Annotated in this window: 18 protein-coding genes; 11 read left to right on the top strand and 7 right to left on the bottom strand. The window is 32.9% G+C overall.

Features of this window, described 5'->3' with window-relative positions:
• Nucleotides 1–104: 104 nt before the first annotated feature.
• The 9 genes from porX (at nucleotide 105) to ACT53I_RS02315 (ending at nucleotide 7,012) form a co-directional block, all read left to right on the top strand.
• Nucleotides 105–1,646 carry a T9SS response regulator signal transducer PorX gene (gene porX / locus ACT53I_RS02355; protein WP_476078263.1) on the top strand — a complete coding sequence of 514 codons (1,542 nt, stop codon included), beginning with the start codon at nucleotides 105–107 and terminating at the stop codon, nucleotides 1,644–1,646.
• A gap of 100 nt (nucleotides 1,647–1,746) precedes the next feature.
• Complete coding sequence (locus ACT53I_RS02350) at nucleotides 1,747–2,196, top strand: hypothetical protein (RefSeq protein ID WP_476078262.1); 450 nt, start codon at nucleotides 1,747–1,749, stop codon at nucleotides 2,194–2,196.
• Nucleotides 2,197–2,305: 109 nt separating this feature from the next.
• On the top strand, nucleotides 2,306–2,719 hold the full coding sequence (tsaE, locus tag ACT53I_RS02345) for a tRNA (adenosine(37)-N6)-threonylcarbamoyltransferase complex ATPase subunit type 1 TsaE (protein ID WP_476078261.1): 414 nt from the start codon (nucleotides 2,306–2,308) through the stop codon (nucleotides 2,717–2,719).
• Nucleotides 2,720–2,802: 83 nt separating this feature from the next.
• Entirely contained in the window at nucleotides 2,803–3,993 is a 1,191-nt protein-coding gene (locus ACT53I_RS02340) for an alanine dehydrogenase (RefSeq protein ID WP_213195601.1), read from the top strand.
• A 30-nt stretch (nucleotides 3,994–4,023) separates the two neighbouring features.
• Nucleotides 4,024–4,395 (top strand): hypothetical protein, encoded by a 372-nt coding sequence (locus ACT53I_RS02335; RefSeq protein WP_476078260.1) that lies wholly within the window; start codon nucleotides 4,024–4,026, stop codon nucleotides 4,393–4,395.
• A gap of 6 nt (nucleotides 4,396–4,401) precedes the next feature.
• Nucleotides 4,402–4,638 carry a hypothetical protein gene (locus ACT53I_RS02330; protein WP_104793433.1) on the top strand — a complete coding sequence of 79 codons (237 nt, stop codon included), beginning with the start codon at nucleotides 4,402–4,404 and terminating at the stop codon, nucleotides 4,636–4,638.
• A gap of 14 nt (nucleotides 4,639–4,652) precedes the next feature.
• Nucleotides 4,653–5,495, top strand: a complete 843-nt coding sequence (locus ACT53I_RS02325) for a prephenate dehydrogenase (protein WP_476078259.1) — start codon at nucleotides 4,653–4,655, stop codon at nucleotides 5,493–5,495.
• Nucleotides 5,496–5,501: 6 nt separating this feature from the next.
• Entirely contained in the window at nucleotides 5,502–6,326 is an 825-nt protein-coding gene (locus ACT53I_RS02320; RefSeq protein WP_476078258.1) for an alpha/beta hydrolase, read from the top strand.
• 134 nt (nucleotides 6,327–6,460) lie between these two features.
• The gene (locus ACT53I_RS02315) at nucleotides 6,461–7,012 is read left to right on the top strand and encodes a hypothetical protein (protein WP_476078257.1); all 552 of its coding nucleotides are present in this window, start codon (nucleotides 6,461–6,463) and stop codon (nucleotides 7,010–7,012) included.
• A gap of 175 nt (nucleotides 7,013–7,187) precedes the next feature.
• On the opposite strand, the gene purE is transcribed toward ACT53I_RS02315, so the two are convergent.
• The gene (gene purE / locus ACT53I_RS02310; RefSeq protein WP_476078256.1) at nucleotides 7,188–7,688 is read right to left on the bottom strand and encodes a 5-(carboxyamino)imidazole ribonucleotide mutase; all 501 of its coding nucleotides are present in this window, start codon (nucleotides 7,686–7,688) and stop codon (nucleotides 7,188–7,190) included.
• 84 nt (nucleotides 7,689–7,772) lie between these two features.
• Here purE and ACT53I_RS02305 point away from each other — a divergent pair, with 84 nt between their 5' ends.
• A complete protein-coding gene (locus ACT53I_RS02305; RefSeq protein WP_476078255.1) occupies nucleotides 7,773–8,705 on the top strand; it encodes a DMT family transporter in 933 nt (310 codons plus the stop codon).
• A gap of 65 nt (nucleotides 8,706–8,770) precedes the next feature.
• Here ACT53I_RS02305 and ACT53I_RS02300 read toward each other — a convergent pair whose 3' ends face one another.
• On the bottom strand, nucleotides 8,771–9,880 hold the full coding sequence (locus tag ACT53I_RS02300; protein ID WP_476078254.1) for a 5-(carboxyamino)imidazole ribonucleotide synthase: 1,110 nt from the start codon (nucleotides 9,878–9,880) through the stop codon (nucleotides 8,771–8,773).
• An 85-nt stretch (nucleotides 9,881–9,965) separates the two neighbouring features.
• On the opposite strand from ACT53I_RS02300, the gene ACT53I_RS02295 reads away from it, so the two are divergent.
• Nucleotides 9,966–11,060 (top strand): endonuclease/exonuclease/phosphatase family protein, encoded by a 1,095-nt coding sequence (locus ACT53I_RS02295; RefSeq protein WP_476078253.1) that lies wholly within the window; start codon nucleotides 9,966–9,968, stop codon nucleotides 11,058–11,060.
• Here ACT53I_RS02295 and ACT53I_RS02290 read toward each other — a convergent pair.
• From ACT53I_RS02290 to ACT53I_RS02270, 5 genes are all read right to left on the bottom strand, one after another.
• On the bottom strand, nucleotides 11,057–11,485 hold the full coding sequence (locus ACT53I_RS02290) for a nuclear transport factor 2 family protein (protein ID WP_476078252.1): 429 nt from the start codon (nucleotides 11,483–11,485) through the stop codon (nucleotides 11,057–11,059). The genes ACT53I_RS02295 and ACT53I_RS02290 overlap by 4 nt on opposite strands.
• 252 nt (nucleotides 11,486–11,737) lie before the next feature.
• Nucleotides 11,738–12,115, bottom strand: a complete 378-nt coding sequence (gene gloA2 / locus ACT53I_RS02285) for an SMU1112c/YaeR family gloxylase I-like metalloprotein (RefSeq protein WP_476078251.1) — start codon at nucleotides 12,113–12,115, stop codon at nucleotides 11,738–11,740.
• Between the two features lie 10 nt (nucleotides 12,116–12,125).
• Nucleotides 12,126–13,154, bottom strand: coding sequence for an LLM class flavin-dependent oxidoreductase (locus ACT53I_RS02280; protein WP_476078250.1), 1,029 nt, complete (start codon nucleotides 13,152–13,154; stop codon nucleotides 12,126–12,128).
• Between the two features lie 117 nt (nucleotides 13,155–13,271).
• Entirely contained in the window at nucleotides 13,272–14,318 is a 1,047-nt protein-coding gene (locus ACT53I_RS02275) for a diphosphomevalonate decarboxylase (protein ID WP_476078249.1), read from the bottom strand.
• 120 nt (nucleotides 14,319–14,438) lie between these two features.
• A complete protein-coding gene (locus tag ACT53I_RS02270) occupies nucleotides 14,439–15,452 on the bottom strand; it encodes an NAD-dependent epimerase/dehydratase family protein (protein WP_476078248.1) in 1,014 nt (337 codons plus the stop codon).
• Between the last annotated feature and the right edge of the window lie 5 nt (nucleotides 15,453–15,457).

Raw genomic sequence — 15,457 nt, 5'->3', positions numbered from 1 at the left:
TATTTTATATAATATTTAAGACAGTTTTGGCGTATTTTTGGGAGAGATAATTTTAAAGCTAGAAGTTTCAACCTCTTTCTTTACTTTAAACTAAAAAATAATTTATGTCAAAAATAATTTGGATTGATGATGAAGTAGATTTACTCAAACCCCATATCGTTTTTCTAGAAAACAAAGGCTATACCGTAACACCTGTAAATAACGTGAACGAAGCTCTGGAATTGATAGAAAACGAAAAGTTTCAATTGGCGCTTTTAGACGAAAACATGCCCGGAATTTCTGGTTTGGAAGCCATTCCCATGCTTAAAGATTTAGATTCTTCTATAAAAATCGTGATGGTGACCAAAAACGAAGAAGAACACATCATGGAACAAGCCATCGGTTCGCAGATTTCTGATTATATTCTAAAACCGGTAAATCCCAATCAGGTTTTGCTTTCGCTGAAGAAAAATCTTCAAGAAGACGATTTGGTAGAGCAAAAAACCAAATTAGAGTATCAACAAGGTTTTCGTAATCTTTCGATGGAACTCAGCTATGTAAACACTTATCAAGAATGGGCAGAATATTATAAGAAAATCTTGAATTGGGAAATAAAATTCGATAAAGTTTTTGACAATGAGTTTGCAGATTTATTACAATCTCAAAAAGAAGAAGCCAACATTCAGTTTTCTAAATTTATAGAAAAAAATTACGAAGAATGGCTTCACAGCAACGAAAAACCGATTATGTCTCACACTGCTTTTAAGGAAAAAGTAAAACCCGTTTTAGAAAAAGACAAAGTTTTACTTCTGATGGTTGATAATTTGAGATATGACCAATGGAAAGTAATAGAACCGCTTTTCGCAAGGTTTTACAACAAGGTTTCAGAAGACGAATATTTCAGCATTTTACCTACTGCTACTCAATACGCCAGAAATTCATTTTTCGCAGGTTTAATGCCTTCAGAAATCGAAAAACGCTTTCCAGACAAATGGTTTAATGATAATGAAGAAGGCAATAAAAATGAGCATGAGCGTGAATTTTTAGAAGACCAAATGAAAAGAATTGGACTACAAAACAAATCCATGAAATATTTGAAAGTTCTGAATGCAGATTTTGAACGCAAGATTTTAGATGATTTTAACCAACACAAAAACAATGATTTACTGGTGATTGTCTATAATTTCATAGATATTCTTTCGCATGCCAAAACAGACAATCATATTGTAGACCAATTGATTAGAGATGATAAAACTTTCAGAAGCCTTACGGTAAATTGGTTTGAAAATTCTTCTATCTTAAAAATCATCAAACTCGCAGCGGAACAAGGTTTCAAATTGGTGATTACTACAGACCACGGAATGGTTTATGTAAAAAAACCTTCTCAGGTAGTTGGCGATAGAGAAACCAGCACCAATATCCGTTATAAAACAGGAAAATCGCTCACTTATGACGAAAAAGATGTTTGGGCAATTACCAATCCAGAGAAATTATTTTTACCCAAAGGAAATCTGAGCAGCAAATATATTTTCGCAAAAAACAACATCTTTTTAGCGTATCCAAAAAATTACAACCACTTTGTCAATTATTACAAAGACACCTATCAACACGGCGGAATTTCACTTGAAGAAATCATTATACCTATCAGTATTTTAGAACCTAAGTAGTTTTTCATAGTTTATTATACTTAGGCATGGAGCGGAAAAAATCAATTGATTTTTTCCGCTTTTTTTGATTAATTTTGTTTAGACTAAAACCTAAACTAAAATGGCTGCATTAATTCCTTCACAAAAAATTATATATTTTTCTGATGAAGAAGAAGAAAAAAAGATTTACGAATATATTGACCAATTAATACTATTATTTCCAGATTTTGATTATTTTCAAACATACAAATTTTATAAAAATATAGAACCTGAACTGAAAAGTCCAAAAATTTCAAGTATTTCGAGTGAAATTCAAACAGCTTTAATTAAGCTTGGATATATTGATTATCATCCTCAATCTCAGATTCAATATATTTTAACAGAAAAAGGTAGAGAAGCAAAAAAACGAGGTGGACATTTCAAGTATGAAGAATACATAAATTCAAAAGAAGAAATAGAATACGAAAAGTCAAAAATTGATTTAGAACTTGCAAAAAAACACTTAAAGATTATAAAAGAACAAAATTATTTGCAATATTGGGGTTTTCATTTAGTGTCATTGCAATACTAATTGAAGTATTTAAAACATTTTTTCAGAAATAATGTAAACATCATTGAAATCATTTAAAACGTTAAAATTTCTCCACAATTCCGTATTTTTGAAAAAATTTTCAAAAAACATGTCTCAAACATTCCACATAGAAAAAATTGAAGATTGGCAAAAAGTAGTAAATGAAATTTTGCCCAATTTAAAACACAATATTCTTTTGCTCAAAGGAAACTTAGGCGCTGGTAAAACCACATTCTCTCAGTTTTTAATGAAGAATTTAGGAAGTACAGATGAAGTTTCCTCTCCTACTTATGCTATCGTAAATGAGTATCATTCACCAAAAGGAAAAGTTTTTCACTTTGATCTTTATCGACTCAAAAAAATAGAAGAAGCCTATGATTTCGGGATTGAAGAATATCTAGACAATGCTTTTCTCTGCATTATTGAATGGCCAGAAATCTACGAAGAAGAATTGGCAGATTTACCTCACCACGAAATGACAATTACCAATCATGGTGATTATAGAGAAATTGTTTTCAACTAAAATTTTCCTTAGAAAGAATCCATAATTTCTAGGGTTTTACCTATCCCATTTTTCGCTATCTTTGTAGATTAAAATTTAAAACAATGAGTTCTACCATATTTACACCTTTTACTGAAGAACAACTCATTCCTAAAGAGGAAAAATTAGAGGTTCTCAAAAAAGGGAAAAAATTTAGTATTGGTATCCCAAAAGAAACCTGTTTACACGAAAAAAGACTGTGTATTACTCCAGATGCAGTACAAGTTTTGGTAGAACATGGTCATGATATTATTTTAGAAGCTGGCGCTGGTGAAGGTTCTTTTTTCACCGATTTACAGTTTTCTGAAGCAGGAGCTCAGATTACAACCAGTCAAGCTGAAGTGTACGGACAGGATTTGGTTCTTAAAATCAATCCACCAACAGAAGAAGAAATGGAATTTCTAAAACCAAATGCTTATTTGGTTTCTGCACTTCAAATTAACTTAAGAGACAAAGATTATTTTAAAAAATTAGCAGAAAAAAAGGTAAACGCCATCGCTTTTGAATTCATTATGGATGAATACCGCCAGTTGTCACTTATCAGATTGATTGGCGAAATCGCAGGTGGAATTTCCATTTTGTACGCATCAGAATTATTGGCTAAATCCAATGGCTTAATGCTTGGCGGAATTACTGGAGTTCGCCCTACAGAAGTAGTAGTTCTCGGAGCTGGAATTGTAGGAGAATTTGCGACGAAAGCAGCCATCGGTTTAGGTGCAAGTGTAAGAGTTTTTGATAATTCTTTATCTAAATTAAGAAGATTACATACACTTATAGACAGTAGAGTCCCAACTTCAATTATAGACCCGAAAGAATTAAAAAAAGCATTGAGAAGAGCTGATGTAGTAATTGGTGCATTACCTAGACTCAATATGCCTTATGTAGTGACAGAAGATATGGTAAAAGCTATGAAAAAAGGCTCTGTAATTATAGATTTAACGATAGATTATGGCGGTTGTATAGAAACCACAGAAGTAACCACTCACGAAAATCCTGTCATCATTAAACACGAAATTCTTCACTGTGGATTACCTAATTTATCTTCTAGAATGCCTAGAACCACTACGAAAGCAATTTCTAATTTCTTCCTAAGTTATCTCTTGAATTATGACGAAGAAGGTGGTTTCGAAAATATGCTTTTGAAAAGAAACGAAATGAAACAATCGCTTTACATGTATAAAGGCAGACATACCAAAAAAGTGATTTGCGACAAATTCGACCTTACTTATCATGACATCAACCTTTTAATTTTTTAAATTTTCAACTTACTTTTTACATCATATTCAATGAGAAAACTGAAATTCTTTTTCATCGGGTTAATTCCAGGATTACTAATTGTATTCTTTATTTTGAACAAAAAAGGGGTAAGTTGTAGCGGTTATCTTCCCAATTCTAGAGTAATTGCCGAAACTTTATCGAAAGATTTTACGTATTCTGAAGCTTTTCAAGGAGAAATGAAAACCTTGAAAATTGACGAAAAATTTCTGAAAGACAGCATTATTACTAAAGGAGAAATTAACTTTGATATGAGCGATGCACAGAAAAAACCTTGTCCAAGTTATTTACTTACCGCTCCAGAAGGAAATCCTACCTATGAAATTACTTTTGAAAAATGTAAAGAAAATGCCCATTTCATCAGTCTTAAAAAACTAAAATAACAACTTATGCAAAAGAAAAAATACACAGACCTGAGTGTTCCCCAATTAAAAAAACTACAAAAAGTTTTCTTAGGAATCTTTTTAGGATTAGTTATTCTTTGGATTATTGTACTCAGCATGATGTATTACAACGGAAAATCTTTTGCGACCTTTATTGCAGTAGCAGTGGCTACGTTAATACCCAATTTTATTAATATTCTGAATATTTCTAATCAAATCAAACAAAAGGAAAAAGAACTCTAAAAATTAATTTCAAAATGAAGATTGCTATTATTGGTGTAGGTTTAATTGGTGGTTCTATCGCCTTAAAACTCCGCGAAAAAAATTTCGGAGCAGAATTTACAGGAATTGACAAATCAGAAATTCACCTTCAAGAAGCCCAAGAATTAGGAATTATAGACCGTTTCGAAAATTTTGAAAACAGCATTAAAAACGCAGACCTTATCATCACCGCTATTCCAGTAGATGCTACGGTTAAAATTTTACCACAAGTTCTAGATTTAATTACCGATAAACAAACGGTAATGGATACAGGTTCTACCAAATCTGGAATTGTAGAAGCCATTAAAAATCATCCGAACCGAAAAAGATTTGTAGCGTTTCACCCAATGTGGGGAACTGAAAATTCTGGCCCTAAAGCCGCTCAGAAAGAAAGTTTCGCAGGAAGAGCGGCCGTAATTTGCGACCGTGAAGATTCTGACCAAGACGCATTAGCATTGGTAGAAAATATCGCCAAAAATCTAGAAATGCACCTGATTTACATGAATGCAGACGCTCATGACGTTCACACTGCGTACATTTCTCACATTTCACACATCACTTCTTATGCTTTGGCAAACACGGTTTTAGAAAAAGAACGAGAAGAAGATACCATTTTCCAATTGGCGAGTTCTGGTTTTTCGAGCACAGTTCGTTTGGCAAAATCTCATCCAGAAATGTGGGTTCCTATCTTTAAACAAAACAAAGAAAATGTGTTAGACGTTCTAAATGAACACATTACACAGCTCAGAAAATTCAAGTCTGCTCTAGAAAAAGAAAATTTTGAACTTCTGGAAGAACTCATCAAAAACGCCAATAAAATCCGAGGCATCTTAAAATAATTCGTCATGAAAAATTTCTTTCGCTTTCTGCTTATCCTCAGTTGTACTTTTTTATGGAGTCAAGAAAGAAAAAGCTCTGCGACAGAAAATGTGAAGATTATTTCTGAAAATTTCGACGTTCCTCAACTTAAAACCACACGAAGAATTTGGATTTATTTGCCTAAAGATTACGAAACTTCTTACAAAAAATATGAAGTAATTTACCTTCAAGATGCCCAGAATCTCTTTGATGATGCTACTTCTTACGCTGGTGAATGGCAAGTAGATGAAACACTGAACAAAATTTTCGAAAAAACCGGAAAATCTGTAATTGTAGTAGGAATAGATAACGGTGGCGAAAAACGAATTGAAGAACTCTCTCCTTTCAAAAATGCAAAATATGGCGGTGGAAATGGCGAAAACTACGTGAAATTTATCGTGGAAACACTGAAACCTTACATCGATAAAAATTACAGAACAAAACCTCAACGAAAATTTACCACGATTGGTGGAAGTTCACTCGGAGCGCTGATTTCTGTTTATGCCGCGGTGAAATATCCTGAAACTTTCGGGAAAGTGTTGGCTTTTTCTTCAGCTTTTTGGTTTAATGCTGAAGATTTGAATGCATTTATTACCCATTCTAAAGTCAATTTAAAGCATCAGAAATATTACTTTGTCCAAGGAAAACATGAAGATGAAGATATGGTAGCGCAAACCCAGCGTGTCATTGAAAATCTGAAATCTAAAAATGTAAAATCTAAAAATATTTTCCTAAAAATAGACGAAGACGGAAAACACAACGAACTCTATTGGCGCAGAGAATTTGAAGGAGCTGTTTTGTGGTTGGATTAGATTTATTTCCCGCAGATTTCGCAGATTTTTTTTAACAGCTTCTTTGTCATTGACTTCGTCGAATCTTCGATTTCCGTAGGAATATAGATTTAGAATTTCAAAAGGCAATATTTAGACATTACAAAAATACTTACATGAAAAAATTTTTAGAATATTCAAAATGGATTATTATTTCAAGTATATTACCTGTAATACTAATTTTTTTATTGAACATTCAAATAAATAATATCAGAAAAAATAAATCCGAATTTAATCTTTCATCTGGAAATATTCATATTATTGGATTTACAGAAAAGATTTACCAAGGTAAAAGTTATCGTTCATTTCCGTTTCCAACTAAAACTAAAGTTCTTTATGTAAAATTAAAAAACGACAATAATTTATATTCTTTCTTCTCTAAAGACACAATGGAATATACTAACTTACTTTCACAATTAAATGAAAATGACCACGTAAAAATATATAATGAGGGAATTAAGAAAACACAAAACACAATTGATATCATTCAATTAGAGAAAGGAAACAAAATTATTATCAATAAAGAAATTTATAACAAGAAGGAACGAGGTGATGCAATATTTATTTTAATTATTCTAATTTTATATTTTTCATTTCCAATATTATTCATAATTAAGTCTAAATACGAAGAGAAAAAAAATCACAAGTCAAAAATTAGAAAGCGATGATTTATTTAGTTTTATTCCAGAAACTAAACCAAAATCCTAGCCCTGATTGAGCAATTTGTTTGAGCTCTTTTTGTTTTTTTTGTCATTCTGAGCGGAGTCGAAGAATCTAAAAAAACAAAAAAGCGAGTTGCGAAAGCAGGACTGAAAGTGAAAAGAAGCAAAAAACGTTTTGCTCCTAATCGTAAGAATTCGGGTGTTCTTTTTTGATTTCTTCGATGGTAGAAAGTACTTTTTCTTTTAGGCTCAATTGATAAATTTCCAATTTTGTAGAAATTTCTTCGTCTGAACTTCCTAGAATTTTAGCGGCTAAAATTCCAGCATTGGTAGCACCATTCAAAGCAACAGTTGCCACAGGAATTCCTGCAGGCATTTGCAGAATAGACAATACAGAATCCCAACCATCAATAGAATTAGACGACAAAATAGGCACGCCAATCACTGGCAAAGTAGTACAACTCGCCACCATTCCTGGTAAATGTGCAGCACCTCCTGCTCCTGCAATTATGACTTTTACACCTCTGTTTTTGGCAGATTTTGCAAAATCAAACATGCGTTCTGGTGTTCTGTGTGCAGAAACTACGGTAAGTTCGTAAGGGATTTCTAAAGATTTTAAAAAATCAGCAGCTTGTTGCATAATTGGCAAATCGCTCTGACTGCCCATGATAATTGAAACCATTTTTACATTTTTACTCCTTCAAAGATAGAAAAAAATATCGTTTTTTACGCTAGAATTGAATATCTTCGTACAGCGAAAATCATTATGAACACAGAAAAAGATTTCAAACTTATTTTAGCCATTCTTACGGTTGCAATAGTTTGGGGAACTACTTATTTAGGAATTAGAGTTGCTGTAGAAACCATACCACCTTGGTTTGTTACCGGAATCAGACAAAGCATTGCTGCACTTTTATTGTTAGGTTTTTTGGTCTATAAAAAACAACTGAAATGGATTGGTTTGAAAAATCTGAAAACTCAAATCATTCTTTCTACGCTCATGATTATCATCGCAAACGGAATGACAACCATTGCCGAGAAACACATTAATAGCAGCCTCGCTTCTGTTCTTACTGCTACTTCGCCGATCATTGTATTTCTGGGAAGTGTTCTCATTGGTTTAGAACAATTTAAACTGAAATCTGTTTTAGGATTAATTTTAGGTTTTAGTGGCGTTTTGCTCATTTTTTCTGATGGTTTACAAGAGTTGCTGAATCCTGATTACAGATTGGGACTTATTGTTTTATTCATCGGGATTTTAGGTTGGGCTTCTGGAACACTTTTCACCAAAAAAATCACGATTCATTCTGATAATATTTTATTGAATTTATTCTACCAATTTGCTTTTGCTGGAATTCTGCAACTTATTTTTGCCTTTACTTTTACCAAAAATTATGACTTCGAAAAATGGAGTGCAAAATCTTTTGCTTACGTAGTTTATTTGGGCGTTTTTGGTTCGGTGATTACTTATTATGCGTTTCTCTATGCACTAAAAAGGGTAAATCCATCACAAATTTCAATGCTGAATTACGTGAATACGATTATCGCCATTTTCTTAGGTTGGCTGATTTTAGATGAAAAAATAACCACAAAATTTATTTTTGCGGCTATTCTTATTATTTCTGGAGTCTTTATTATGAACCTAAAAAAGGAAATGTTTAAAAACTCGGAAGCCAGAAGTCTGAAGTCCGAAGATTAATGACGAAAGTTTAAAAGTCTCCCTCTCTACAACTCTCCCACTCTCCCATTCTACAACTCTCCCACTTAAGCAATCACTCTTACCAAAGTTTTAATATGATTCAGTTTTTCTAGTAATTCTTCTCTGGAATTGGCTAAAACATTGATGTGTCCCATTTTTCTACCCGGTTTGGTTTCTGTTTTTCCGTAGAGATGAACATAGGCTTTTGGAAGTTTCAAAACCTCTTCTAAACCTTCATATTTTACTTTTCCGCTGTAGTTTTGTTCACCAACCAAATTCAGCATTCCTGAAAATCCAAAAGCATCTGTATCTGCTAAAGGAAGATTTTTCAAAGTTCTATAAAATTGCTCGAACTGAGAATTCGCGTTTCCTTCTTGCGTTTGATGACCAGAATTATGTAATCTTGGCGCTGTTTCATTTACCCAAACTTTTCCGTTTTTATCAAGGAATAATTCGATGGCAAAAAGTCCAGCAGAATTGGCTGCTTTGATGAATTTTTCTGCAATGGCATCAATTTGAGATTGAACTTCTGATGAAATATCGGCAGGACAAATATTGAAATCCAACAAATTCAGTTTTTCATCGGCCACCATTTCTGTTACGGGAAAAGTTTTGGTTTCTCCATTTTCGTTTTTGGCAATGATAATGGAAAGTTCTTTGTCGATATCCACCAAATTTTCTAAAACCGAATCTTCTGTCCAAAGTTTTTTTAAGTCATCGGCATTTTTGATGATTTGCACTCCTTTTCCGTCGTAACCTCCAGTATTTAGTTTTTGAACGAAAGGAAATTCAATCTTAATTTCGTCTGAAGTTCCGTCCATTATTTCAAAATCAGGACTTGGAATATTGTGTTTTTTATAAAACTCTTTTTGTAGAATTTTTTGTTGGATGGTTTTGATGATTTCCGCATTGGGAATCACTTTTTTCCCTTGTTTTTCCAATTCGAAAAGTGCATCTACATTCACATGTTCTATTTCTATGGAAATCACATCTTTATCTTGACCGAAAGCCAAAACATCTTCATAATTATTAAAATTTCCTTGAGAAAAATGTGAAATATAAGCACAAGAACAATCAGAGTTGGGGTCTAAAACGTGAAATTCATCGTCGTAGTTTAATGCATTTTGAATGAACATTCTTCCGAGTTGGCCTCCACCAAGAATTCCAATTTTCATAATTTACTTTTTATTTTATTAGATTTTCAGATTTACTGCGTAAAAATACGGAAAATGAATAATTTAGCATAAACTTTAAAGGCAAATGATAGAACTTCTCTGTTTTCTCTCAATCATTCTTTTGATATTGAGCGTTTTACCGTTCAGTAAAAACCAGCATTGGATTTTTAGAGTTCCTGAATTTTTGATGCTTCAAATCACCATTTTACAAGTCATTCTTTTTGGGATTTCTTGGTTTTGGGCAAAAGGAGAAACCTTACTTTTTGTTTTACAAATTTTACAATTAGGATTTATCATTTATCATATTTTTACCCTTATTCGATTTACTAAATTTTATAAAAACAAAGACCATCGCAGACCAAAACACACTTCAGAATTGGTGAGAGGAATTGCTGTAAATGTTTATCAATTCAATACTCAATTTCAAAAATTAATTGATTTAATTGCGAAAGAACAACCCGATTTTTTCATTACGATGGAGAGTAACTCGGATTGGGAAAAAGCAATGCGAGTAGTAGAAAAAGATTATCCATTTTCTGAAAAAGTGACTTTAGAAAACACTTACGGAATGCATTTTTACTCAAAATTGGAAATTCTAGAAGTAAAAACGCATTATTTTGTTGCCGATGATTTGCCTAGTATTGAAGCAAAATTAAAAACCAAAGATGGATATGAATTTGTATTTTTTGGTGTTCATCCTCCTCCACCAAGTCCTACTGAAGAAAAAACGTCTAAAGAAAGAGATGGCGATTTATTAAGCATTGCTAAAAAAGTGAAAAGTCATAAAATTCCCGTTTTGGTTTCGGGAGATTTCAATAATGTAGCTTGGGCATATTCTTCGCAATTATTTAGAAAAACCAGCGAACTCATAGATGCGAGAATTGGAAGAGGAATTTTCGCCACTTTTCATGCTAAACATTGGTTTTTCAGAGTTCCGCTTGATTTATTGTATCACAGCAAAGAGATTTTTGTGAAAGAAATTTTCACTTATCCTAGCATTGGTTCAGACCATTTTCCATTGGGATTCAGTTTTTTTATTGACCGAGAAAATAATGAACAAAAAGAGGAAATTAAAACTTTAGAAGATGGCGAGATTCACGAAGTAAACCAACTGATTGAAGAAGGCAAAAAAGAAAAAAGCGACAACCGAGAGGAAGTCGCTACAGAAGATAAAATCTAATCACATTTTTTTCTTCTAGTATCAATGATATATTGAATTTTCCATTCATTATTGATTTTCGCGAGTTGAAAACTATTGACCCCACAATGCGAAAAATTACCTTTATAATAAAACTGATACGGAACCCAAACCGAAGCCATATTTCCATCAACCAAAATTTTAGAAATAGTGAATCTTTCGTCTAAATCGCCAGCTTGAGATGCGCCAACTTGTTTGGCAAAATCTTCTACTTTATCTGTTCTTATTTCTTGATTTTTCCCAAAAGTCTGCATAATTGCAGAACCAGAAAAAGCGTTTTTCACTCCAAGAGAATCTGCAGATTTCATTGCTTGAAAAAGATTTTCAATAGGTTTTATGATTTCTTTTTCTGATGTATTTTGAGCAAAAGAAAAACTGGAAATCAATAAAAAGAAGATTTTTTTCATATCAAAAAAATTATTAAATATTACTTTTAAATAAACGCAAAGAAGATAAAAAAAATTAAATCCATTTTAAGTAAGCAAAGAAGCGAAATAATTCGCTTGAAGCGTACGCTTAAAAATTCGCAAAGCGAAAAAACTTTGCTTTCTTTGTTTGATTGCTGTTAAAATAAAACTTTGCGTTTCAGAAATATTTGTTCAAAACTCACAAAAATTTCTTAAAAATTCAATAAATAAGTCTTTTGATATTTTGAAAAGTTACATTTCGTAAAATTCTAAAGGTAAATCATCTGGATCAGCAATGAAAAAGAATTTTTTCTCTGTAAATTCATCTATTCTAATTTCTTCACAATCGATTCCTTTTTGCAATAGTTCTGTTCGTTTTTCTTCTACATTTTCTACTGCAAAAGCCAAATGTCTTAAGCCACAACTTTCTGGCCTAGAAGGTCTTTTTGGTGGATTCGGAAAAGAAAATAATTCAATGACATAATCATCACCAATCGCCAAATCTAGCTTGTAAGATTGTCTTTCTTCTCGGTAAACTTCTCTGATGATATTCAGTCCTAAAATTTCTGTGTAAAACCTTTTAGAAACCTGATAATCAGAACAGATAATGGCAATATGATGTATTTTCATGACTTTAAAATTATCTTACTTTTTCAGCAACTTTCGTTCCGAATAATTCTATACTTTTCATCATCACCTCGTGATTTGGCGCACCAACATCCATGTGAGCGATATATCTGGTTAAGCCAAACATTTCTTTCACAGTATTGATTTTTTCGGCTACCTCATCAGAATTTCCAATAAATAGAGCGCCTTCTTTGCTTCTGCCGCCTTCGTACTGCATTTTAGTATAAGGAGCCCAACCTCTGGAACTGCCAATTCTATCCATTTGAGCGGCATAATTTTCAAAATATCCATCAATAACTTCAGGATCTTCGCTGACTAAAGTGTGAGAATGAATCCCGATTTGCATTTCCTCTGGATTATGACCGTGTTTCAGATATTCTTTTTTATAAAAATCAATTAATGGCTTAAATTGTCTTGGCAAACCACCAATAATTGCCACGATTAACGGCAAACCTAATCTAGCAGCTCTTACCACAGATTCTGGAGTTCCTCCAACTGCAATCCAAACTGGCAATTTTCCGTTGTTCGTCGCTCTAGGATAAACCGTTTGATTTTCCATAGGAGCACGAAGTTTACCCTTCCAAGTTACCTTTTCTTGAGTATTTATTTTAAGTAATAAATCTAATTTTTCTTCAAAAAGTTCGTGATAATCATCTAAATCATAACCAAAAAGCGGAAAAGATTCAATGAAACTTCCTCTACCTACGCCAATTTCGGCTCTTCCACCAGAAATTAAATCCAAAGTAGAAAAATCTTGATACACTTTTACGGGTTCTGCTGAACTTAAAACAGTAACCGCGCTCATTAACTTGATATTTTTAGTGATAGAAGCAGCTGCAGAAAGCACCATTTCTGGGGAAGAAACCACATAATCTGGTCGGTGATGTTCGCCCAAAGCAAATACATCAATTCCTAACTCATCTGCGAGTTTTATTTCCGCTAAAATTTCCTGTAATTTTTGTTGAGGATCGGCAAATTTTCGGGTTTCTTTATCGAAAGCCAAATCGCCAAACATTCCAACTCCTATTTCGAATTTTTTCATTTTCTAAATTTTCTTCAAAATTAGCATTTCTAAGAAGCGAATGAATTGATGTAAGGTAAGAAATGTTTTGAATTTATTTCTAAATTAAAAAACGGGCTAAAGCCCGTTCCTATTGATTTAAAACCTCATCACATCTTTTACTACTCCACCTTTTTGGGTATGAGGCAATAATTCTGCAGAGATAAAATCTTTTATAGCTCTTGTGCTTTCGTTTTCTGGGAAAAGCAAGTGAACATTTGCACCAGCATCAAGCGTAAAAAATAATGGATGCCCTGTTTCTTTACGGAAACTCCAAAGTTTATTAATGACTTCCAACGTTCCTGTTTTCATCAAAATAAAAGCCGGTTCGCTCATCATCATCATCGCATGAAGCGTCAATGCTTCGTGTTCTACCAACGTAATAAATTTCTCAAGATTTCCTGTTTTTAAAATCTCTTTTAATGGAACAAAATTCTCTTTCGCTTCTTGGAAACGTCTTTCTGCATACGGATTGGTATTCATCAAACCGTGACCAACGGTAGAACTTACCGATTTTTCGCCTTCGTGAATTAGTAAAACCCAGTCATTGAAATTTTTAAAAATCGGATGAATTTCTTCATCAGGATATTTTACTGCGTATAAATCAGAACTTCCTTCCACTTCATCCGTTTTCCCCCAAACTACAAGACCGTTATACAAACTTCTGCAAGCACTTCCGCTTCCTAAACGCGCTAAAAATGAAGTTTTCTTTACATCAATTTCCGTGTTGGTAAATACTTTATCCAATTCCATCAAGCAACTTGCAATGGCTCCAAAACCAGAAGCCGAACTTGCAATTCCTGAACTGTGCGGAAATGTATTTTCGGTTTTAATAACGTATTTCCCTTTGAGAATCCAAGGCAAATATTGTTCAATATTTTTAAAATATTTCTCGATTTTTTCTGCAAATTTCACTTCTTCATTTCCTGCCAAAAAAGTCTGAACAGAAAAAGGCTCATTTGCCAAAAACTCCATTGAAGTTTGGGTATTGCAATGATTCAAAGTATATGAAATACTAGGATTTGCAGGAATTTGGTTGGCGTATTTTCCCCAATATTTGATTAAAGCAATATTTGACGGACAAATTGCCGAAACCACTTGATTTGATATATTGAAATGTTGATTTCCTAAAAATTGATTTTCCATATTTTTTTTTAAAACGCAAAGATTTTTTTATAATTCTTTGAAAATATTTTAAGAATTCGCTAAAGCGAATTTGCAAAGTTAGACAAAGTTGAAAATCAAAGATTTTCAAACTTCCAGCTTCTAACTCCCTACTTCCTTTCTCTTTAAATAATTTTCTAAATGAAAAGCTAAACTTTCTTCCAATGGAATGAACTGATAATTGAGCTTTTCTTTGATTTTTTTATTTGATATTTTATTGAATTCGGTAACCGATTGTACGTTTACTTTATTCGCCATTTTCAGTGGAGAAATAAGCCAGCCTAAAATTGAATTTAAGAAAACTCCCGTTTTCAACAAACCATTTGGAACGAGTTTTACTGCTTGTTTTCCTAATTTTTGTTTGATAGAATTGGCAACGTCTTGGTATTTCTTATTTTCAGAAATTAAGATAAATCTTTCACCGAAAAATTTTTTTTCCATCAATTCAATGGAAATCTGAGCCACATCTCGAACATCCACGTAAGAAGTTCCTCCAGAAAATGTATAGGCATTCTCTCCTAATTCCTTGAATAAAGTTCCGCTGCTTTCTTTCCAATTTCCGCTACCAATGATAATTCCTGGATTTACAATTACCGTGTTTAAACCTTCTGCTGATGCACGCCAAACTTCCATTTCCGAAAAATGTTTAGAAATTGCATACGCAGAATGGTCGATTTTCGGATTAAAATCAGAACTTTCGTCTAATTCTCCGTTTTCATTCAATCCATCTAAAACCGCAATAGAACTTACAAAAAGGAATTTCTTCACCGAAGAATTTTGACAAGCAAACAGAAGTTGTTTTGTGCCTTCAATATTAGTTTGATACATTTTTTTTTCATCTTTAGGATGAAAACTCACTTTAGCGGCGCAATGATAAACCTCTTCTACTCCATTTAAGGCGTTTTGTAGCGAATGAATATCTTCAAAATCTACTTCTATCCATTCTATGGAATCAAAATATTCATCAGGAGTTTCTGTATAAAATTGAAATGATTTTCTAACCTCCTGCAGATTGCTGGATTTTCTTTTTGTAGCGCGTACTGTTTTGCCACGTTTTAGCAGTTCTAAAACGATTACTCTTCCGAGAATTCCTGTTGCACCTGTAACTAATATCATAACTT

The organism is Cloacibacterium sp. DMC96 (genome assembly GCF_056313765.1).
This window is presented reverse-complemented; position numbering and strand designations above follow the sequence as displayed.